Annotated in this window: 17 protein-coding genes and 2 pseudogenes; 5 read left to right on the top strand and 14 right to left on the bottom strand. The window is 66.6% G+C overall.

Features of this window, described 5'->3' with window-relative positions:
* Nucleotides 1–13 precede the first annotated feature (13 nt).
* The 5 genes and pseudogenes from Q3A80_RS21270 to Q3A80_RS21250 all read right to left on the bottom strand — a co-directional run bounded on the left by Q3A80_RS21270 (nt 14) and on the right by Q3A80_RS21250 (nt 4,527).
* Nucleotides 14–958: a dTDP-4-dehydrorhamnose reductase family protein gene (locus Q3A80_RS21270; protein WP_446330855.1), complete on the bottom strand. Its 945-nt coding sequence runs from the start codon at nt 956–958 to the stop codon at nt 14–16.
* Between the two features lie 162 nt (nt 959–1,120).
* Nucleotides 1,121–1,534: a DoxX family protein gene (locus Q3A80_RS21265; protein WP_038571540.1), complete on the bottom strand. Its 414-nt coding sequence runs from the start codon at nt 1,532–1,534 to the stop codon at nt 1,121–1,123.
* Between the two features lie 327 nt (nt 1,535–1,861).
* Nucleotides 1,862–2,941, bottom strand: coding sequence for a lysozyme inhibitor LprI family protein (locus Q3A80_RS21260; RefSeq protein WP_446330854.1), 1,080 nt, complete (start codon nt 2,939–2,941; stop codon nt 1,862–1,864).
* Between the two features lie 215 nt (nt 2,942–3,156).
* Nucleotides 3,157–3,530, bottom strand: a pseudogene (locus tag Q3A80_RS21255) (DUF4172 domain-containing protein); the annotation flags it as partial.
* Nucleotides 3,531–3,609: 79 nt separating this feature from the next.
* Nucleotides 3,610–4,527 (bottom strand): LysR substrate-binding domain-containing protein, encoded by a 918-nt coding sequence (locus Q3A80_RS21250; protein ID WP_446330853.1) that lies wholly within the window; start codon nt 4,525–4,527, stop codon nt 3,610–3,612.
* 126 nt (nt 4,528–4,653) lie between these two features.
* On the opposite strand from Q3A80_RS21250, the gene Q3A80_RS21245 reads away from it, so the two are divergent.
* Together Q3A80_RS21245 and wrbA are read left to right on the top strand one after the other, a co-directional pair.
* On the top strand, nt 4,654–5,379 hold the full coding sequence (locus tag Q3A80_RS21245; protein WP_446330852.1) for a pirin family protein: 726 nt from the start codon (nt 4,654–4,656) through the stop codon (nt 5,377–5,379).
* A gap of 62 nt (nt 5,380–5,441) precedes the next feature.
* The gene (gene wrbA / locus Q3A80_RS21240; protein ID WP_446330851.1) at nt 5,442–6,044 is read left to right on the top strand and encodes an NAD(P)H:quinone oxidoreductase; all 603 of its coding nucleotides are present in this window, start codon (nt 5,442–5,444) and stop codon (nt 6,042–6,044) included.
* Nucleotides 6,045–6,222: 178 nt separating this feature from the next.
* On the opposite strand, the gene Q3A80_RS21235 is transcribed toward wrbA, so the two are convergent.
* The 9 genes and pseudogenes from Q3A80_RS21235 to Q3A80_RS21195 all read right to left on the bottom strand — a co-directional run bounded on the left by Q3A80_RS21235 (nt 6,223) and on the right by Q3A80_RS21195 (nt 14,309).
* Nucleotides 6,223–6,558 (bottom strand): hypothetical protein, encoded by a 336-nt coding sequence (locus Q3A80_RS21235; protein ID WP_446330850.1) that lies wholly within the window; start codon nt 6,556–6,558, stop codon nt 6,223–6,225.
* 244 nt (nt 6,559–6,802) lie between these two features.
* Nucleotides 6,803–7,537 carry an LrgB family protein gene (locus Q3A80_RS21230; RefSeq protein WP_446330849.1) on the bottom strand — a complete coding sequence of 245 codons (735 nt, stop codon included), beginning with the start codon at nt 7,535–7,537 and terminating at the stop codon, nt 6,803–6,805.
* The gene (locus Q3A80_RS21225) at nt 7,534–7,905 is read right to left on the bottom strand and encodes a CidA/LrgA family protein (protein ID WP_321806314.1); all 372 of its coding nucleotides are present in this window, start codon (nt 7,903–7,905) and stop codon (nt 7,534–7,536) included. The genes Q3A80_RS21230 and Q3A80_RS21225 overlap by 4 nt, the downstream gene beginning before the upstream one ends.
* Nucleotides 7,906–8,180: 275 nt before the next feature.
* A pseudogene (locus tag Q3A80_RS21220) lies at nt 8,181–8,816 on the bottom strand (alpha/beta hydrolase); the annotation flags it as partial.
* 146 nt (nt 8,817–8,962) lie between these two features.
* Nucleotides 8,963–10,150 carry a porin gene (locus Q3A80_RS21215; protein WP_446330848.1) on the bottom strand — a complete coding sequence of 396 codons (1,188 nt, stop codon included), beginning with the start codon at nt 10,148–10,150 and terminating at the stop codon, nt 8,963–8,965.
* Nucleotides 10,151–10,261: 111 nt separating this feature from the next.
* Nucleotides 10,262–11,110 carry a carboxylating nicotinate-nucleotide diphosphorylase gene (nadC, locus tag Q3A80_RS21210; protein WP_446330847.1) on the bottom strand — a complete coding sequence of 283 codons (849 nt, stop codon included), beginning with the start codon at nt 11,108–11,110 and terminating at the stop codon, nt 10,262–10,264.
* A 143-nt stretch (nt 11,111–11,253) separates the two neighbouring features.
* The gene (locus Q3A80_RS21205) at nt 11,254–11,832 is read right to left on the bottom strand and encodes a MarR family winged helix-turn-helix transcriptional regulator (protein WP_060097613.1); all 579 of its coding nucleotides are present in this window, start codon (nt 11,830–11,832) and stop codon (nt 11,254–11,256) included.
* A gap of 109 nt (nt 11,833–11,941) precedes the next feature.
* Nucleotides 11,942–12,934, bottom strand: a complete 993-nt coding sequence (locus Q3A80_RS21200; protein ID WP_446330846.1) for an ABC transporter substrate-binding protein — start codon at nt 12,932–12,934, stop codon at nt 11,942–11,944.
* Between the two features lie 37 nt (nt 12,935–12,971).
* Entirely contained in the window at nt 12,972–14,309 is a 1,338-nt protein-coding gene (locus Q3A80_RS21195; RefSeq protein ID WP_060097608.1) for an MFS transporter, read from the bottom strand.
* A gap of 279 nt (nt 14,310–14,588) precedes the next feature.
* On the opposite strand from Q3A80_RS21195, the gene Q3A80_RS21190 reads away from it, so the two are divergent.
* From Q3A80_RS21190 to Q3A80_RS21180, 3 genes are all read left to right on the top strand, one after another.
* Nucleotides 14,589–15,551 (top strand): PDR/VanB family oxidoreductase, encoded by a 963-nt coding sequence (locus tag Q3A80_RS21190; protein WP_446330845.1) that lies wholly within the window; start codon nt 14,589–14,591, stop codon nt 15,549–15,551.
* 86 nt (nt 15,552–15,637) lie between these two features.
* Nucleotides 15,638–16,969: a Rieske 2Fe-2S domain-containing protein gene (locus Q3A80_RS21185; RefSeq protein WP_446330844.1), complete on the top strand. Its 1,332-nt coding sequence runs from the start codon at nt 15,638–15,640 to the stop codon at nt 16,967–16,969.
* A gap of 16 nt (nt 16,970–16,985) precedes the next feature.
* Entirely contained in the window at nt 16,986–18,164 is a 1,179-nt protein-coding gene (locus Q3A80_RS21180; protein WP_446330843.1) for a Gfo/Idh/MocA family protein, read from the top strand.
* Nucleotides 18,165–18,484: the final 320 nt, after the last annotated feature.

Below are 18,484 nucleotides of genomic sequence, written 5' to 3'. Positions count from 1 at the left end.
CGCCGCCGCGCGCTCACTCCAGCGGCGGCGCCTCGCGCAATACCGCCCGCAACCCCGTATCGAACGGTGTCGCATGATCGATCCCGAGCGCGCGCACCCGCGCAGCATCCAGATGACAATCGTACGGACGCGGCGTCGCATCGGCCGGCGTGTCGATCCGCGCGAGCGCTGCGTCGACGCCGAGCGCCGCCGCGATGCGCCGCGCGATGTCGTACTTCGTCATCGGCTCCTCGCCCGACCAGTGATGGATGCCGCTGACGGTCGCGCCCGCGAGATGACGCAGCGTCAGGTCGCGGATGACCGCCGCGACATCCGGCGTGTAAGTCGGATAGCGGATCGCCCACGCGTCCATGCCGACCGCTTGCGCGCCGGGCCGCGCGGACGCGACGATCGCCGGCACGAGGCTCGTCACCGCGGACTCGTGCCAGTCGACGATCGGCCCGTACAGCAGCGGCAAGCGCAGCACGCACGCCAGCGGCGACGCGGCGAGCAGCGCGGCCTCGCCTTCCAGCTTGGTGCGGCCGTAGATGTTCAGCGGGTTCGGCGTCGCGTCTTCGCGATACGGCGCGGCCTGGCCGTCGAACACGTAGTCGGTGGAGATGCCGAGCGTCCACGCGCCATAGCGCGCGGCAAGCGCACCGATGCGCGCCGGCGCGTCGACGTTGATCGCGCGCGCGGCCGCGGGATCGCGTTCGCAGACGTCGGGCCGGCGCTCGGCCGCGCAGATGATCACGGCGGCCGGCCGGCGGGTGTCGAACAGGTGTTCGAGCGCGGGTTGATCGAGCGCGTCGAGCCGCGCGACGTTGCCCGGCGGCAGTGCGAGCCGCCGTGCACCGGCGGTGTGCGGGTTGCGGATGGTTGCGAGCAGCGTCGACGACGATTCGCGCGACAGCGCCGCGGCGACCGCACGGCCGAGCAGGCCGGACGCGCCGATGAGGAGGATGGTCGGATGCGACACGGTAGCCAACGATGAAAAAGGATCGGGGGACCCAATCTATACGAGAACGCGCGGCCGATGTCGAGTTCGGTCGCACGCCGCCGACGTGCGCCTGATGAATCGAGACCCGGTGCGCCATCGAGCGCACCGGGCCTGTCGTGCAGCAAGCAGTCCTTCGCTCGCTTACTTGCGGTCGAACGAATACCGTCCCGGCCCGCTGATCGCCAGCAACAGCAACCCGCCGATGATGCTGATGTTCTTGTAGAAGTTGATCATCGCGAGGTACTGGTCCATGCCCTGCAGCGCCCAGTAGCGATGCCCGATCAACGCGGTCGCGAGCGTGTAGACCGCGAACACCAGCGCGAGCGGACGCGTATAGAACCCGACCGCGATCAGCGCGCCGCCGACCAGCTCGACCGCCACCGCGATCACCGCGGACAGTTCCGGCGATGGCGCACCCGTCGACGCCATGTACGCGACCGTGCCCGAGAAGCCGTTCAGCTTCTGCCAGCCGAACAGCACGAACAGGATCATCATCAGCACGCGAGCGGCCAGCAGCAGCTCGTCCTTCTTCGACTCCAGCGAAACGTAACGCATTGCAATCACCTTGATTTGACGGTTTGACGCATCCGGTGCCGACGTCCGCCGCAACGGCGAACCTGCGGATCGGCAACGAACCCTCCTCGCACGATCGAACCGCGGGCCGGTCGGCCCGCTGCCGAAGAACGCGTCCGGTCGCGCCGGGGTGGCGCGCTGCGGAGCGGTTCTGGCGAAGCACGGTTGCAGTCTACTGTCTCACCCGAAATCATCAATCCTTCAAAACAAGATTGGCTGTCTCGATATGGTGGACAATTGTCACGTAACAAACGCGTCATATGCGGCCGGCTCACCGGTTCGCGAGCCCGGCCGCCCGACCACATCAAGTCACATCAAGTCGATCGGATACGTGCGGTCGAGCTTGTCGTGCCATGCGCGGAGGGTCTTCGGCACGGTCTTTTTCCATGTCGGCACGTTCGTGTAGTAGCGCATCCGCACCTTGTCTTGCGCGTCGAATACGAGCAGCCCGATCCACAGATCGGTACCTCGCCGCATCACGATCGCGGCATTCGTCGTCGCGATCCCGCGCACCCAATACGATTTCACGTCGGCGTTCATCCCGTCGAGATCCTGCTCGGCCGCGCTGACATTGATCATGTCGACGAGCGTCTGATAGTCGGCGCCGAGCAGCTTGTGCGCGATCGCGTTCTGCCGCGCGTCGGTCAGCACCTTCAGCGTGACGAGGTCTGTCGCGGGAGTCGCCTGCGCCTTCGACGCAGCCACGTAATCGCCGGAATACACGACACCCGCGCCCGCGCCGCAATCGGCATCGCTGCCGTGCTGCGCGACCTTCACACGTCCGCCCTTGCGGCTGAAGTCGAGCCGGCATCGATCCTGGCGAAAGGTGCCGCCGTCACCGTGCAGTTCGATGTCGCCGGCGAGCCCGCCGGTATTCGCGCCGTTGTTGCCGCTCAATTCGAAGTGAAGCCGCGGTGCCGTGCCGGTGAACGTCAGCACGCCGCCGAACGACGGGTTGTCGCTGTCGCGATACCACGTTTGCTGCCAGCGGTCGGCGGCAAGCGGCGCGCCGTTCAGACTCGCGAGCCGCTCGCGGTAGCGATCGCCGAGACACGGCGCGTCGCTGTCGCAGCGGTCGCGCTGCTCGAGCCATTTCAGTTGCTCGGCCTTCAGCGCCGCCGTATCGCCGCCTTTCGCGACCGCTTTCTTCCATGCGGCCGCCAACTGACCGTCGAGCGCCGACAGGCCGGCGTCCGCGCAGATCGCCTTTTCGGTCGGCGAAGCAGCTTTCGCACAGTCGAAGCCGGCTGCGTGCGCTGCCATCGGCGAGATCGTCAGTACTGCCAATATCATGGCGGACCGGAGGTTCGCGCTCCGCATATGCCGGCCGCAACGTGCGGCTTGCCCTCGCTCGCCGGCGCGAGCATTCGATTGGTTCTTGATTGTCATTGGACTGGACTCGTCGTGGATCGCGGTGAGTAGAAGCTACGTGCCCGATGCGACTCGAGGCAAAAACGTCCGATACGACATGCGGCACATGCCGCACCCGCCGAAGCGTAACCCGAACCGACCGCACGATCCACACCGGTCGCGCGCACGGTCGCTTTGCCCGATCCGTCCGCACTGCAGTCGCGACGTCACGTACGCCGAAGCGCGAGCCGGCATCAGCCGTCGAATCGCACCAGTTCGCAACTCGTGCTCCGGCCACCGGATGACGAGCGATGCAGCACACCATGCGCGACGAGCTCCGCGACATCGCGCAGCGCCGTGTCTTGCGAGCACTTCGCGAGGGCGGCCCACTTGCCGGTCGTCAGCTTCCCTTCGAATCCGTCGAGCAGCCGATGCAGGACCTTGACCTGACGCTCGTTCATCGCGAGGCCGGCACATCTCTGCCAGAAGCGTGCCTTGATCAGAACCGCATCGAGCGTCGTGTGAGCGTGATCGACGCCCGGCCCAGCGCGTCCAGGAACCACGCGAGCCACGCCGTGACGTCGAGCGAACCGCGCTGCGTGCGCTCCAGCACGTCGTAATACGCATCGCATCGATTCACCGCGCATTCCACAATCTCCGCAGTTCTTGCGGAGATTACCCGCCGATTCACCGCATCCCCGCTCCCGCTACCGCCGCCGGCCCGCGCCGCCGTCCGCCGGCGGCACCGCGTCGCCCAGCCGCTCCGCCAGAAACCCGATGAACGTGCGCAGCGTGACGAACCCTTCCCGGTGCTGCGGAAACACCGCATTCAGCGTGAGCGGCGACGGCGCATACGCATCGAGCACCGGCACGAGCGCGCCGCTGTCGAGCGCCGCGCCGACGATGAATTGCGGCAGCAGCGCGATGCCGAGCCCCGCGATCGCCGCGTCGCGTACGACCTCGCCGTTGTTCGCGACGAGCGGCCCCTGCACGTCGAACGTGCGCGCGACGCCGTCGATCCGGAATTCCCAGCCGACGCGCCGCTCGCGCCCGTACATCAGGCAGGTGTGCGCGGCCAGATCGGCCGGCGTCCCGGGCGTGCCCTGCCGCTTCAGGTACGCGGGGCTCGCGCACGCGATCATCCGCCAAGCGCCGAGCGGACGTGCGATCAGCGTCGAATCCTCGAGCGCGCCGATCCGCAGCACGAGATCGAAGCCCTCGCCGATCAGGTCGACACGCCGGTCGGTCAAGTCGAGGTTCAGCCGCACGGCCGGATGCGCGGACAGGAATTCGGCGATCAGCGGCGACACGTGCGTGATCCCGAACGACAGCGGCGCGCTGATTTTCAGCGAACCGTGCAGCTCGGTGCTGCGCACCGACATCGCCTGCTCGGCATCGGCTACCTCGGCGAGGATGCGCTGTGCCCGCGCATAGAACTCCTGCCCCGATTCCGTGACCGCCAGATTGCGCGTATTGCGATGCAGAAGCCGCACGCCGAGCGACGCCTCGAGCGCCATCGTGCGCCGGCTCACGAATTGCTTGGACAGCATCAGTTGGTCGGCCGCCGCCGTGAAGCTGCCCGCGTCGACGGTCGCAACGAAGATCCTCAGGTCGTTGAGTTCCATATTGTCCACTCCATAGCGACAGTCATTATCGCTACGGCCATTTATTTGTCAAATAGATTGACCTAAGATTCATCTCAACGAACGGCCGAGCCCACTTCCGAGGTCCGGCGACATCCAGGACAAATCATGATCGAGACTCGTGCAGCAAACCAACGTGGCCGTGCCGAGCATGGCTGGCTCAGCTCCCGTCACACGTTTTCTTTCGCGAATTACTACGATCCGAAGCAAGTCGGCTTCTCCGACCTGCTGGTGATCAACGACGACCGCGTCGCACCGGGCCGCGGCTTCGGCACGCACCCGCACCGCGACATGGAAATCCTGTCGTACGTGCTCGAAGGCGCGCTCGAGCACAAGGATTCGATGGGCACCGGGTCGGTGATCGTGCCGGGCGACGTCCAGCTGATGAGCGCCGGCACCGGCGTGCGTCACAGCGAGTTCAACCACTCGGCGGACACGCCCGTCCACTTCCTGCAGATCTGGGTCGGGCCGGCCGAGAAGGGCGCCGAGCCGCGCTATCAGCAGACCAATATCGCGACGGCCGACAAGCGCGGCAGGCTCGCGCCGATCGTGTCGCCCGACGGTAACGGCGGCTCGCTGACGATCCGGCAGGACACGCGGATCTACGCAGGCCTGTTCGACGGCGACGAGCGCGCCACGCTCGAACTGGCACCGAACCGCTTCGCGTACGTGCACGTCGCACGCGGCAGCGTGACGGTCAACGGCGTGACGCTCGGCGAAGGCGACGGCGCGCGCATCCGCGGCGAACAGGCGCTCACGTTCGCCGACGGCAAGGATGCGGAAGTGCTGGTATTCGACCTGCGTCCGGTCGAAGTGACGGCCGAATGGGCATGACGCCCGTTCGGAACATCGGGCCCCGCTGAACGCGGGGCCTTCCTTACTCGGAGATTCGCAACATGGCCAAGGTACTCGTCCTTTACTACTCGTCCTACGGGCACATCGAAACGATGGCGCAGCACGTCGCGGAAGGCGCGAAATCGGTGCCCGGCGTCGAGGTCACGCTCAAGCGCGTGCCGGAAACCATCCCCGTCGACCAGGCAAAGGCGATCGGCGTCAAGGTCGATCAGGCCGCGCCGGTCGCCACCATCGACGAACTCGCGAACTACGATGCGATCATCTTCGGCACGCCGACCCGCTTCGGCAACATGGCCGGCCAGATGCGCACGTTCCTCGACCAGACCGGCGGCCTGTGGATGAAGGGCGCGCTCGTCGGCAAGATCGGCAGCGTGTTCGCATCGACGGGCACGCAGCACGGCGGCCAGGAAACGACCATCACGTCGTTCCACACGACGCTGCTGCACCACGGGATGGTGATCGTCGGCGTGCCGTACGCGTGCAGCGGACTGGTCAACATGAACGAAATCACGGGCGGCACGCCGTACGGTGCGACCACGCTCGCGGGCGCGGACGGCAGCCGTCAGCCGAGCGCGAACGAACTCGACATCGCGCGCTACCAGGGCAAGCACGTCGCGGAACTCGCGGCGAAGCTCGCGTCGTAACGCGCGACCGGATGCGCGCCCCGGGGAGCGCGGGGCCGCGGCGTGCGGCGCCTGCGCGGCGCGCACACGAACGAACGGCGCCGGTCGAATCCGGCGCCGTTTTCCATCGAGCAGACGGCGGCTCTTGCTCGCCGCCTGCGACCGTCAGCCTGCGGCCGTTTTCAGCCCTTTTCAGCCGTTACTGGCCCGATGCCGGCGCGGCCGGAGCCGGTGCCGCCTTCGTCGCAGGCGCCTTCTCCACCGCGTTCTGCGGATAGTTGCTCTGGTCGTTGGTCAATCGGTAACCGCTGCCGGTACCGATCGCCTTCAGGTCCTTCGCGTGGCGCGCGCGGGCCGCCTTGCGGGCAGCTTTCTTCTGCGCCTTGTCGAGCTGCTTCTGCGTCGGTGCGGATGCCGGATTCTGCATCGGCGCGGACGCCGGATCCTGCGCGTATGCCGCCGGCGCGGCGGTCAACAGCAGACCGAACGACGCCGTTACTGCCACTGCCACCGAAACCACGCGAGACTTCGTCATGGCCGGATCTCCTTGTCGATTGTTGGTTGTGGGTCGAACGCCGGCGTGCGACGACGGCGCCGATGCAACGTTAGCCGATCGCCGCGCAAATGTCCGTGCGGGTTCCTGAATTCTCCCGATAACGGCTGCGATACGTCGACGGCGAACGCGTTGACCGGCCGGCGCCGCGGCCGCAACGTCGCAGACGCCATCAGGGAAATCGATAGCATCGCCGGGCCGCGAGTGTCTCGCGCCCGCACACTTCTCAGAACCAGCGCGACAGCACCGGCAGCAGGATCGGCACGATGAACGCGGTCAGCACGCCGTTCAGCCCCATCCCGAGTCCGGCGAACGCGCCCGCCTCCTCGCTGACCTGAAACGCACGGGCGGTACCGATCCCGTGCGACGCGACGCCGAGCGCGAAGCCGCGCACGGCCGGCTCCTCGATGCGCAGCGCGTTCAGGATGCCGCGTGCGCACACGGCGCCGAAGATGCCGGTCGAGATCACGAGCACGGCTGTCAGCGACGGAATCCCGCCGATCGCCTGCGCGACGGCCATCGCGATCGGCGTGGTCGCGGATTTCGGCGCGAGCGATGCAATCGTCTGATGCGACGCGCCGAAAAGCGCCGCGATCCCCACCGCGGACACGATCGCGGTCAGCGAGCCCGCCAGCAGCCCGACGAGCAGCGGCACCGCGGCGCGCCGCAGCTTCGACCACTGCCGGTACAGCGGCAGCGCGAGCGCGACGGTCGCCGGGCCGAGCAGGAAGTGGACGAACTGCGCGCCCTCGAAATACGTCGGATACGGCGTGTGCGTGATCGTCAGCAGCACGACGATCAGCGCGACCGCGATCAGCACCGGATTCGCGAGCGGGTTGAAGCGCGCTCGCGCATAGACGGCCTGTGCGATCAGGTACGCGATCAGCGTGATCGTCAGGCCGAGCAGCGGCGTCGCGGCGAGGTAGACCCAGATCGCGCCGAGTTTCGGAAAGGCCGTCATTGCGTGCCCTCCGCCGCGCCGTCCGCGCGCCGCTGACGCCGCAGCAATGCGCGCGTGACGAGTGCGGTCACGGCGATCGCGAGCGACGTGCTGACCGCCAGCGCGACGACGACCGCGAGCGCATCGCCGCGCACGCGATCGGCCGACACCATGATGCCGACGCCGGCCGGCACGAACAGCAGCGACAGGTGACGCAGCAGTTCGAGCGCGGTGGGCTCGATCGCGTCGGCGACCTGCGGGCGCAGCATCACGAAGCCGAACAGCAGCAGCATGCCGATCACGGGGCCCGGCACCGGCAACCCGAACAGATAGGACACGCCTTCCCCGAGGCACTGGAAGGTCAGCAAGACCGCGAACGCCTGCAGCATGAAGCACTTCTCCCGAACGTGGCACGCGCCGGCGTGCAGCCGCGCGGCCGATGGGCCGGCGGTGTACGGCGCCGGCATGGACGATACGCGGGATCGTATCAACAAAGGAGGCGGAGCGGGCCTGATCGGACCATCGCTCGATCGCGAGCCGATCGTTTCAACACCGGCGGAACGTCGCGTTTCATCGCAACTTGGGTTCCTGTGCAAAACGCGGCGGACACAAGCCCGCCGCTTCGCCGCTCGCATTCGAGTCTGCCCGAATGCCGCCCGCGGTGTTACCTCAACCGCGTCGCGATTTCATTGGCCATCGCCTTCATCGCGGCCTTCGTCGGCGCATCGGCGGCCAGCGCGTTCAGCAGGCCGAAGTCGTGAATCGCGCCGTCATAACGCGTGGTCGTCGCGTCGACGCCGGCCGCATCGAGCTTGCGGCCGTACGCCTCGCGTTCATCGCGCAGCACCTCGAACTGCGCGACCTGGATCAGCGCGGGCGGCAATCCCTTCAACTGCGCGGTGCTCGCACGCAGCGGCGACGCGTAGATCTCGCTGCGTTGCGCGTCGTTCTTCGTATACGCGTCCCAGAACCACTTCATCATCGGCCGCGTCAGGAAGTGCCCCTGCCGATACGCGTTGTACGAACCGGTGTTGAGGTCATGGTCCGTGACCGGCCACAACAGCCCCTGGGAACGGATCGCCGGGCCGCCCCTGTCCTTCGCCATCAACGCCAGGACAGCCGCCATGTTCCCGCCGACGCTGTTGCCGACGACCGCGAGACGGCTGCCGTCGACGCCGATCTCCGCGCCGTGCGCGGCGACCCACTTCGTCGCCGCATACGCCTGGTTGATCGCGACCGGGTAATGGGCTTCCGGCGACGGCGTGTAGTTCACGAACACCGCAACCGCCCCCGCGACGACGCATGCGGCTGGATTTCCCTCACCGCCCCGGCACCGGCCTCCGCCGCCCGCCAGCGTCGCGGACATCCTCCAAAGCAGGAACGGCCGGACGAAGTGGGCCCGCCGTTCCCTCGTCGCGCCGAGTCGCGGCGCGCGCTCACGTTGCATCAGAACCGCTTCTGAATCCCGATGCGCGCATACGCCTGATGATTCTTCGTCGATGGCGACAGGTTGTAGATCGACGCCACCGCGTCATGGCCGGTCGAATCGGTGCCGCCGGCTTTCTGATAGACGCCGATCGCATAGAGCTGCGTGGTCTTCGACAGCGAATACGATGCGCCGAGCGCCGCCTGGTTATAGCTCGCACCCGTTCGGCCGCTCACGCCCGACGTTCTGGTGTACTGATAGGCGGCGCCGAGCAGAATCGCCGGCGTGGCCTGCCACGAGAAGTTGATTTCACCCGTATTGAAGGTCGCCGTTCCGCCGATGCCGCCTGCCGGCACCGGTCCCGCCGAGCGATCTCCGAGGCCGCGGAACTGCGTGTTGGAGTAGTTGGCGCCGAGCGTCGCGCGCCCGAGCTGATATTGCGCGCCGACCGCGATCGCCTGGAGCGAATGCGCGGACGCGAATCCGGTCGTCACCGGCGACCCGGCGAAGTTCGCGCCCGGCACGCCGTTCGACACCGCGGCCGGCGCGCCCGAATCGCCCCAGAACGACACATTCGGCTGCCGCACGTTCAGATAACCGACACCCGCCGACAACGGACCGCCGCGATAGCCGGCGCCGACCGAAAAGACCTGGTTGCGCGACACGTCGCCCGGCACCCCGCCGATCCCGTATAGCGCGCCGACGGTGAAACCGCGGAGTTCGGGGCTCACGTACTTGACGGAACTGTTGACGCGATTGGTATGCGCGAGCTGGTCGACGTCGCCGGGATGCCCGAGAGCCGGACCGCCCCACGTGTTGGCGACGGCAAACGGATTGACGAACTCGACGATTTCGTCGTACTGGCGGCCGAGCGTCACCGTGCCGTACGACCGGCTCGCGAGGCCGACATACGCCTGCCGGCCGAACAGCAGCCCGCCCTGCCCGAGCTTGCCGTTGGTGATGTCGAAGCCGTTTTCCAGCCGGAATATCGCCGCAAGACCGCCGCCGAGATCCTCCCTGCCGAGCAGGCCGAAGCGGTCGCCGTTCAGCATTCCCGACGTCATGTTGTAGAGCGGCTTGCCGCCCGCATTGCTTTGATAATTCAGTCCGACGTCGAGCAGCCCGTAAAGCGTCACGCTGCTTTGCGCGAACGCCGCACCCGCGATACCGAGCCCGGCGACCGCCGTGATCCATGTCCTTGCCTTCATGTCGTCTCCTCTGATAATTCGCTTATGAAATCTGTAGTACTGAATATGTTCCAAAGATTGAACGTGTCGAGCGTGAAGCTGGCCGAGCGCGTATGCGTCGGCTGCCCTACGTTACGGCGCGTCCGGCGTCGTGAATCGCAGCGAAAAGTCGATCGCCATCACATGCTTGGTCAGTGCGCCAACCGAAATGCGATGCACGCCCGTCTCCGCGATGGCGCGAATCGTGTCGGGCGTCACGCCGCCGGATACTTCGAGCGCCGCGCGCCCATCGGCAATCCGCACGGCTTCGCGCATCTGTTCCAGCGAGAAATTGTCGAGCAGGATCGATGCGGCGCCGGCCGCCAAGGCGTCGGTCAGTTCGCCCGGCGTCTCGACCTCGACCTGCACCGGCACACCGGCGCCGAGCGCATGCGCGGCCCGCACGGTCGGCGCAATGCCGCCGCCCGCAGCCACGTGGTTTTCCTTGATCAGGATGCCGTCGTAAAGCCCGCGGCGATGATTGCTGCCGCCACCGACCCGCACCGCGTACTTTTGCGCGAGCCGCAGCCCGGGCAGCGTCTTTCTCGTATCGAGCACCTGCGCCGCCGTGCCGTCGACGATACGGACCATCGCGCGCGTCGCGGTCGCGACGCCCGACAGCAGCTGAAGAAAATTGAGTGCCGTGCGCTCGGCGGTCAGCATGGCGCGTGCCGGCCCCGCAATCCTGCACACGGCCTGCCCTGCGCGCATCGGCTCGCCTTCGTCGACGAACCATTCGACTTCGATACGCGCGTCCGCCTGAAGCAGCGTTTCGTCGAACCAGGGCCTGCCGCACAGCACGGCCGGCTCGCGCACGGTGAGCAGCGCGTCGCATGCCGTACCGGGATCGATCAGTTCCGACGTCCAGTCGGCGTCGCCGACATCTTCCGAGAGCGCATCGCGCACGTTGCGCACCATCGCTGCGCGGGTCGTTGCATCCATTCAGGGTTCCGTATCGTCAGCATAAGAATCGGCACGCAGTCGCTCGCAACCACGCACCGGCACGGAACCAATATTATTAGAGATTTAATAAAACGACCACCCGGGGATTGACCTGAGTGCGGCGGCGCATGACCGCCGTTGCGTCATTCTTCCCCGCGCGTCGCGATCAGGTTGCCGACTTCGCGCGTCGACGGAATCCGGCGCGCCGGATCGTCCGATTCGGCTTCATCGCGCGCCATGTTTTCGATGATCGTCAACAGCACCTTGCGCGCAACGTTGATCTCGGTCGCCTTCAGCCCGTTCACGCTGATCTCGTTGACTTCTTCCGCGAGCGGCACGAGCTTGCCCTTCAGCGCCTTGCCGCGCGACGTGAGGAACACGTGCGTGTTCTTGCGATTGTCGGGCGCATAGCGGCGCTCGACATAGCCGAGCTTTTCCATTGCGGAGACCGCGCTGAACGTGGTGGGCGTCGTCGTGCCCGTCTCGTCGCTGAGCTCCTTCTGCGTCAGCCCGTCGGTTTCCCACAGCACACGCAGATACGCCCAGTGGCCGAACGACACTTCGTGCTGCGCCAGCCGCATCTGCAGCCCGCGGATCATCGCGCGGGCCGCGTCCTTCACCAGGTGGGCAAGACGATCGTCCGGCACCGCGTCGCGCCAGTGCCGAAGGATCGGATTCGCGCCCGGGTCGCGGCCCTTGCCCGAAGAACGTGTTGCTGCCATACCATCCTCGCCGTCGTTGTAACCGAAGTGGTGACAATCATATCGCTTTACCCGGCGGGCGAGCCACTGGCGGCAGCGCCGCGGCGAACGGTCTGGCCGCGCGCCGGCGTCAGATCTTGAAGCTTTCGAGGCTCGCCGGATGGAACAGCTCGGCCGGCTGCAGCCGGCGGCTCGACAGGCCTTCCGCATGGTGCTGCGCGAGGAACCGGTCGAGCACGTGTTCGTTCCGCGCGAAGCCGTACGACCAGAAGTCGTCGCCCATCAGGCGCCGCGCGTTGCGCAGCTGATCCTCGATGAAGGGCAGCGTGACCTTGGTGGCCGACGTGTCGCTGAGCCGCGCGAGCGCGATCGCCTTCGACTGCTCGAACGCCTTCGCGATCGCGCCCGGCAGCCATGGATGCCGATCGGCGAGCGTGCGGCGGATGCCGAGCGTATGCATGATCGGAAACAGCTTCCTGCGTGCATACCAGTCGGCCGCGCTCGCTTGCGGATCGGCGAACAGATACTTGACCTGCGGATGACCGCGCTCGAAGCACGACGGCGCACGCGGGCCGATCACACCGTCGATTTCGCCTTCCGCCAGCAGGTTCGAGATCGTCCGGCCTTCCGGTGCGTTGTCGAGCACGACGCCGTCGGGCAGCTTCAGCGCGATCTTCTCGACACGCGTCGGATCCTCGTAGCCGCCGCGCACCCAACGGATATCCGACGCCTTCACGCCGTACTCTTCCTCGAGCAACAGCCGGACCCAGACGTTGGCCGTCAGCTGGTATTCCGGCACGCCGATGCACTTGCCCTTCAGGTCTTCCGGGCGATCGATGCCGCGGTCCGCGCGCACGTAGATCGAGCTGTGCCGGAACGCGCGCGACGGAAACACCGGCACCGCGATATATGGCGACGTGCCGGCCGCGGTCTTCACCGAATAGCTGCTCAGCGACAGCTCGCAGATGTCGTAGTCCGCATGCCGGAACGCGCGGAAGAAGATCTCCTCCGGGTCCTGCAACATGAATACGGGATCCACGCCGTCGATCTGCACGTCGCCGTCGATCAGCGGGCGCATCCGGTCATAGTTGCCCACCGCGATGGAAAGTTGAAGCTTGCTCATTGCTGTTCCTGTCTGACTGTCGAAAAAATGCGGGAGGTCATGCGCCCGGCCGCGCGGCGCGCGGCACACCGAAGAACACGACGATGCCGCCGATGAACACGAAGGCGGCCACGAGCAGGATCCCCGCGGAGAAACTACCGGTCACGCTCTTGACCCAGCCGAGCACGTTCGGCGCAAAGAACGCCCCGACCTGCCCGAGGCTGCTGATCACGCCGATGCCGCCGGCGGCCGCCTCGCCTTTCAGGTAGGTCGGCGGAATGGTCCAGATGATCGCGGCGGCCGCGAAATAGCTGACCGACACGAGGCTCAGGCACACGATCGCGACCGGCCAGTTGTGCGTGACGAGCGTCAGCAGCACGGCGCCTGCCGCGCCGGCCGTCGTCGACAGCACGAAGTGCCAGCGCCGCTCGAGACGCAGGTCGGAACTGCGCGCGATCCACAGCATCGCGACCGCGCCGACGATATACGGCAACGCCGACAGCATGCCGATCTGCAGCAGGTTCGACACGCCGGTCTGCTTGATGATCGTCGGCGTCCAGTAGTTGAGAATCGTGCCGCACACGGGCACCGTGGCCCAGCCGGCCGCGATCACGTACACGCGCGGGTCGCGCAGCGCGACCAGCAGGCGACTCGGCGCGTCATGCGCCTTCTGCCGGTTGTCGTCCTCCAGCGCGCCGACGACGATGCGCTTCTGCTCGTCGGTCAACCACGTCGCATCCTGCGGCCGGTCGGTCAGGTAGAACCACGCGACGACACCGGTGATCACGGCCGGCAGCCCTTCGAGGAAGAACAGCCACTGCCAGTTGCGAAAGCCCCACACGTCGACGAAGTTCTGCAGGATGAACCCCGACAGCGGACCGCCGATGATGCCGGCGACCGCGATCGCGAGCAGGAACCGCGACGTGATGCGCGCGCGCCGTTTCGCCGGATACCAGTACGACAGATACAGAATGATCCCCGGCCAGAACCCGGCCTCCGCCGCACCCAGCAACGTGCGCGCCAGATAGAACTGCCACGGCGCGGTCATGAATGCCATCGCCGTGGAGATCGTGCCCCATAGCAGCATGATGCGAGTGACGGTGCGGCGCGCGCCGATTCGCCTGAGCAATAACGTGCTCGGCACTTCCAGCAGGATGTAGCCGATGAAGAACAGGCTCACGCCGAGCCCGTATGCGGCATCGCTCAGGCCGAGATCGTGCTTCAACTGCAATTGCGCGAAGCTGACGTTGACGCGATCGAGATAGTTCAGCACCCAGCAAAGGAACAGGAAGGTCATCAATCTCAGGGTGACCTTGCGATAAGTCGCTTCCACGACTGCCGAATCGGCGACCGGAGGTCGGGTCGCGTCGTCGTAGCTCAACGTTGAATCTGCCATTTCTGCATGTCTCCGGGTGTCACTCATGGGGTCGGCGAAAGCGGGCGGGCACGCTCGCCGAGTATCGGACACGTCGCGTTGTATCGCGTCCGCATCAATATAATTAGAAATCTAACTATAAGACTACGAAGCGCCGTCACCGATGACAAGAGCGGGTTTATACCGACGGGCGAAACACGCCGATTCCCGCGTCGCACACTTGCATTGTTAGATCTCTAGCAATATGATGCGCTCATGGCTGGTGCCGAACGACACAGGATCGGACAGAAGGAGACGGACATGACGACGGACGAAGACGGTTTTCTGCATCTGAAGATTGCGGAAAAGCACAACATTGCGCGCGACATCTGGCGCTTCGAGCTGGTCGACCCGCACGGCGCACTGCTGCCGCCGTTCGAGGCCGGCGCGAACCTGACCGTCGTCGTGCCCAACGGCGCGCGCCGCAGCTATTCGCTGTGCAACGATTCGCAGGAGCGCAACCGCTACGTGATCGCGGTGAAGCGCGATGCCAACGGGCGCGGCGGCTCGATGAGCGTCGTCGACGAGACGTGCGTCGGCGACACGATCGCGGTCTCGCTGCCGCGCAACGAATTTCCGCTCGACGAACGCGCGAAGGCCTTCACGCTCGTTGCGGGCGGCATCGGCATCACGCCGATGCTGTCGATGGCGCGGCAGCTGAAGACGGAGGGACTCAGGCCGTTCCGGCTCATCTACGTCGCACGCGATCCTGAAAGCACCGCGTTTCTCGACGAACTGGCCAGCGACGACTGGCGCTCGGTGGTCACGATTCACCACGACTTCGGCGATCCGTCGAAAGCATTCGATTTCTGGAAACTGTTCGAGCGGCCGAAGGCGGAACACGTCTACTGCTGCGGCCCGCAGCCGTTGATGGACGCCGTGCGCGACATGACCGGCCACTGGCCGTCCGGCAGCGTCCACTTCGAAAGCTTCGGCGCGAGCGGCACGGCCGCACGCGACAACACGCCGTTCACCGTTCGCCTGAAAAGCAGCGGCGCTTGTTTCGAGATCCCGAACGATCGCTCGATCCTGGACGTGCTGCGCGCCGCCGACGTCCGCGTGCCGAGTTCATGCGAAAGCGGCACGTGCGGGTCGTGCCGGACCGGGCTCTGCGCAGGCGAGGCCGATCATCGCGACCTCGTATTGCGCGACGACGAGAAGGACACGCAGATCATGGTCTGCGTGTCGCGTGCGCGGTCCGGCGAACTGGTGCTGGATCTCTAGACGCGGGGCCGGCCGCGCGCGGCGCAAACCCGATCCGCTTTGGACACACCCATTGACAGAGGCGACCTATCGCCAGGAGACATCCGATGTTGACCCACGAAGAAAACGAACTGCTGTGCCGCGTCGAAGGCGATGCCCCGATGGGGCAACTGATGCGCCGCCACTGGACGCCTGTGTGCCTGATCGAGGAAGTGAGCGAGCCGGACGGTGCGCCCGTGAAGGCGCGCGTGTTCGGCGAAGACCTCGTCGTGTTCCGCGACACCGCAGGCCGCGTCGGCGTGATGGACGAGTATTGCCCGCACCGCCGCGCGTCGCTCGTCTACGGCAGAAACGAGGACTGCGGGCTGCGCTGCCTGTATCACGGGTGGAAATTCGACGTGAAGGGTAACGTGATCGAGATGGTGTCGGAGCCGGCCTCCAGTTGCATGACGGACAAGGTCAAGCACAAGGCCTATCCGACGCACGAATGGGGCGGCATGGTATGGGCGTACATGGGGCCGCAGGATGCGGTGCCCGAATTCGTCGCGCCTGCATGGGCGCCGACCGCCGACACGCGCGTGAGCATCGCGAAAGCACTTTTGCCGTGCAACTGGGCGCAGATCCTCGAAGGCGCGATCGACTCCGCGCACAGCTCGAGCCTGCATTCGTCGGACTTCGTGCCCGCGCGCGTCGGCGGCGCGGAAGCCACGTCGAAGAACTGGCTGCGTCCGTCCACCGACAAGGCGCCGCGCCTGCAGGTCGAGCGCACCGGCTACGGCTTCCGCTACGCGGCACTGCGCCGTCCGATCGTCAACGCGACGACGCACGACTACGTGCGTTCGACCGTGTTCGTCGCGCCGGCCACCGTGCTGATTCCGCCGAACAACCTGTACAACGTCGCGAACATCAACGTGCCGATGGACGACACGAACACCGCGTTCTACTTCATCGCATGGGGCGATGCCGAGACCACGCCGGAAACCGAGACCTGGCGCAAGTTCCTGCGTCAGCAGGTCGGCGTCGACCTCGACGAACGCTACCGTCCGCTGCGCAATCACGAGAACCGCTTCTGGCAGGACCGCGCGGCGATGGCGGCCGGCAATTTCACGGGAATTGCCGGCTTCCCGAACCAGGACATCGCGATGTGGGTGACGATGGGGCCGATCGCGAACCGCTCGGACGAGCGGCTCGGCGCGAGCGATCTCGCGATCGTCGAATTCCGGCGCCGCATGCTGGATGCGATCGCCGACTTCCGGCAAGGCAGCGATGCGATCGGCACCGGTGCGCATGCGATTCCGCCGGAGATCTGCTCGTACCAGGCGATCGTGCCGAAGGAAATCGACTGGCGCACGCACGCGGTCCGCTATGTCAGCGCGAAGCATCCGCAACCGGCCGGCGAGCCGACGGTCGCCGCGACCGACTATCAGGTGTCGCAATAACCGGAGGGACAGCATCATGACGCAGCGCCGCTTGCGCATCGGAGTAGCGGGACTCGGCCGGGCATTCTCGCTGATGCTGCCGACGTTCCTGCGGGATCCGCGGGTTCAGCTGGTCGCCGCATGCGACCCGCGTGCCGAGGCACGCGACCGGTTCGCGGCCGACTTCGGCGCGCGAACGTATGCGGACGTGCCGGAACTGGCGAACGATCCGGACGTGGAGGTGATCTACGTCGCGAGCCCGCACCAGTTCCATGCGCGGCATACGGAGATCGCCGCATCGAAGGGCAAGCACGTGCTCGTGGAAAAGCCGATGGCGCTCGACGCTGCCGACTGCGACCGGATGATCGCCGCGTGCCGCACGGCAAACGTGAGCCTGATCGTCGGCCATTGTCACAGCTTCGATACGCCGTATCTGCGCACACGGGAGCTGATCGGCCTCGGCGATTTCGGCGCGGTGAAGATGATCCACGCGTTCAACTACACCGACTATCTGTACCGTCCGCGACGCCCCGAAGAACTGCTGACGGCCGAAGGCGGCGGCGCCGTGTTCAGCCAGGCCGCGCATCAGGTCGACATCGTGCGGCTGCTCGCCGGTTCGCGTGCGATCAGGCTGCGCGCGAGCGTCGGCCGGTGGGATCCGTCGCGGCCGACCGAGGGTGCGTATTCGGCGCTGATCTGGTTCGAGAATGGCGCGCATGCGTCGCTGTCGTACAACGGCTACGGCCACTTCAACAGCGACGAGTGGACCGGCTGGATCGGCGAGATGGGCGAACATACCCGGCCCGACGCATATGGTGCGGCGCGCCGCCGTCTCGCGACGCTCGCGTCGTCGCACGATGAAGCGCGGTTGAAGGCGGCCGGCACCTATGGCGGGGCGGCGTACCAGCCACCACCATCCCCCGGCGACGAGCCGCCGCGCCACCATCAGCATTTCGGCCCGGTTATCGTGTCGTGCGAACGCGCGGACCTGCGGCCGCTGCCCGATTCGATCGTCGTGTATGGCGACCAGCGGCGCGACACGCTGCCGCTGCTCGCGCCCGCCGTGCCGCGCGCCGAAGTCATCGACGAACTGTACGGCGCCGTCGTCGCAGGACACGCGCCGCTGCACGACGGCGAATGGGCGAAGGGCACGCTGGAAATCTGTATCGCGATCCTGCGATCGAGCGAGAGCGGCGAAGACGTGGCGCTCGGATAATCAGAAAGAAACCCACTGCCGCAAACCGGGCGGCAGTGGCCGCACCGTGCGCCGACGCCCGTTTTGCAGCGTCGTCTCCGCGGACGGGACGCAAAGTCCCGCTCGAACACCGTCCACCCGCATCGCCGCTGCGGGCTCGGATTCACTTCATCGACACGCGCGCGCCGCCGCCTGAGCAGCCGTTTTCCCCGCCTGGCCGGGCCATCCGGCCACACGCACGCGATGCAGCAGCCCCCCTTCGGCGTGCCGTCCCGCGCACGCACCCTGCCCCGTCGCGCCGCCCTCCCCCAACCGCCATGCAGCCGAATCGAATCGATGCG

Source organism: Burkholderia sp. SR8 (assembly GCF_052851275.1).
Note: the sequence above shows the minus strand (reverse complement) of the source record. Positions and strands in the feature narration are given on the sequence as shown.

What these genes read in the sequence shown, in the direction of transcription:
- Q3A80_RS21215 (WP_446330848.1), bottom strand. Translation starts at nt 10,150, where the DNA reads ATGAAGGCAAGGACATGGATCACGGCGGTCGCCGGGCTCGGTATCGCG.
- Q3A80_RS21195 (WP_060097608.1), bottom strand. Translation starts at nt 14,309, where the DNA reads ATGGCAGATTCAACGTTGAGCTACGACGACGCGACCCGACCTCCGGTC.
- nadC (WP_446330847.1), bottom strand. Translation starts at nt 11,110, where the DNA reads ATGGATGCAACGACCCGCGCAGCGATGGTGCGCAACGTGCGCGATGCG.
- Q3A80_RS21250 (WP_446330853.1), bottom strand. Translation starts at nt 4,527, where the DNA reads ATGGAACTCAACGACCTGAGGATCTTCGTTGCGACCGTCGACGCGGGC.
- Q3A80_RS21260 (WP_446330854.1), bottom strand. Translation starts at nt 2,941, where the DNA reads ATGACAATCAAGAACCAATCGAATGCTCGCGCCGGCGAGCGAGGGCAA.
- Q3A80_RS21205 (WP_060097613.1), bottom strand. Translation starts at nt 11,832, where the DNA reads ATGGCAGCAACACGTTCTTCGGGCAAGGGCCGCGACCCGGGCGCGAAT.
- Q3A80_RS21190 (WP_446330845.1), top strand. Translation starts at nt 14,589, where the DNA reads ATGACGACGGACGAAGACGGTTTTCTGCATCTGAAGATTGCGGAAAAG.
- Q3A80_RS21235 (WP_446330850.1), bottom strand. Translation starts at nt 6,558, where the DNA reads ATGACGAAGTCTCGCGTGGTTTCGGTGGCAGTGGCAGTAACGGCGTCG.
- Q3A80_RS21200 (WP_446330846.1), bottom strand. Translation starts at nt 12,934, where the DNA reads ATGAGCAAGCTTCAACTTTCCATCGCGGTGGGCAACTATGACCGGATG.
- Q3A80_RS21230 (WP_446330849.1), bottom strand. Translation starts at nt 7,537, where the DNA reads ATGACGGCCTTTCCGAAACTCGGCGCGATCTGGGTCTACCTCGCCGCG.
- Q3A80_RS21225 (WP_321806314.1), bottom strand. Translation starts at nt 7,905, where the DNA reads ATGCTGCAGGCGTTCGCGGTCTTGCTGACCTTCCAGTGCCTCGGGGAA.
- wrbA (WP_446330851.1), top strand. Translation starts at nt 5,442, where the DNA reads ATGGCCAAGGTACTCGTCCTTTACTACTCGTCCTACGGGCACATCGAA.
- Q3A80_RS21185 (WP_446330844.1), top strand. Translation starts at nt 15,638, where the DNA reads ATGTTGACCCACGAAGAAAACGAACTGCTGTGCCGCGTCGAAGGCGAT.
- Q3A80_RS21245 (WP_446330852.1), top strand. Translation starts at nt 4,654, where the DNA reads ATGATCGAGACTCGTGCAGCAAACCAACGTGGCCGTGCCGAGCATGGC.
- Q3A80_RS21265 (WP_038571540.1), bottom strand. Translation starts at nt 1,534, where the DNA reads ATGCGTTACGTTTCGCTGGAGTCGAAGAAGGACGAGCTGCTGCTGGCC.
- Q3A80_RS21180 (WP_446330843.1), top strand. Translation starts at nt 16,986, where the DNA reads ATGACGCAGCGCCGCTTGCGCATCGGAGTAGCGGGACTCGGCCGGGCA.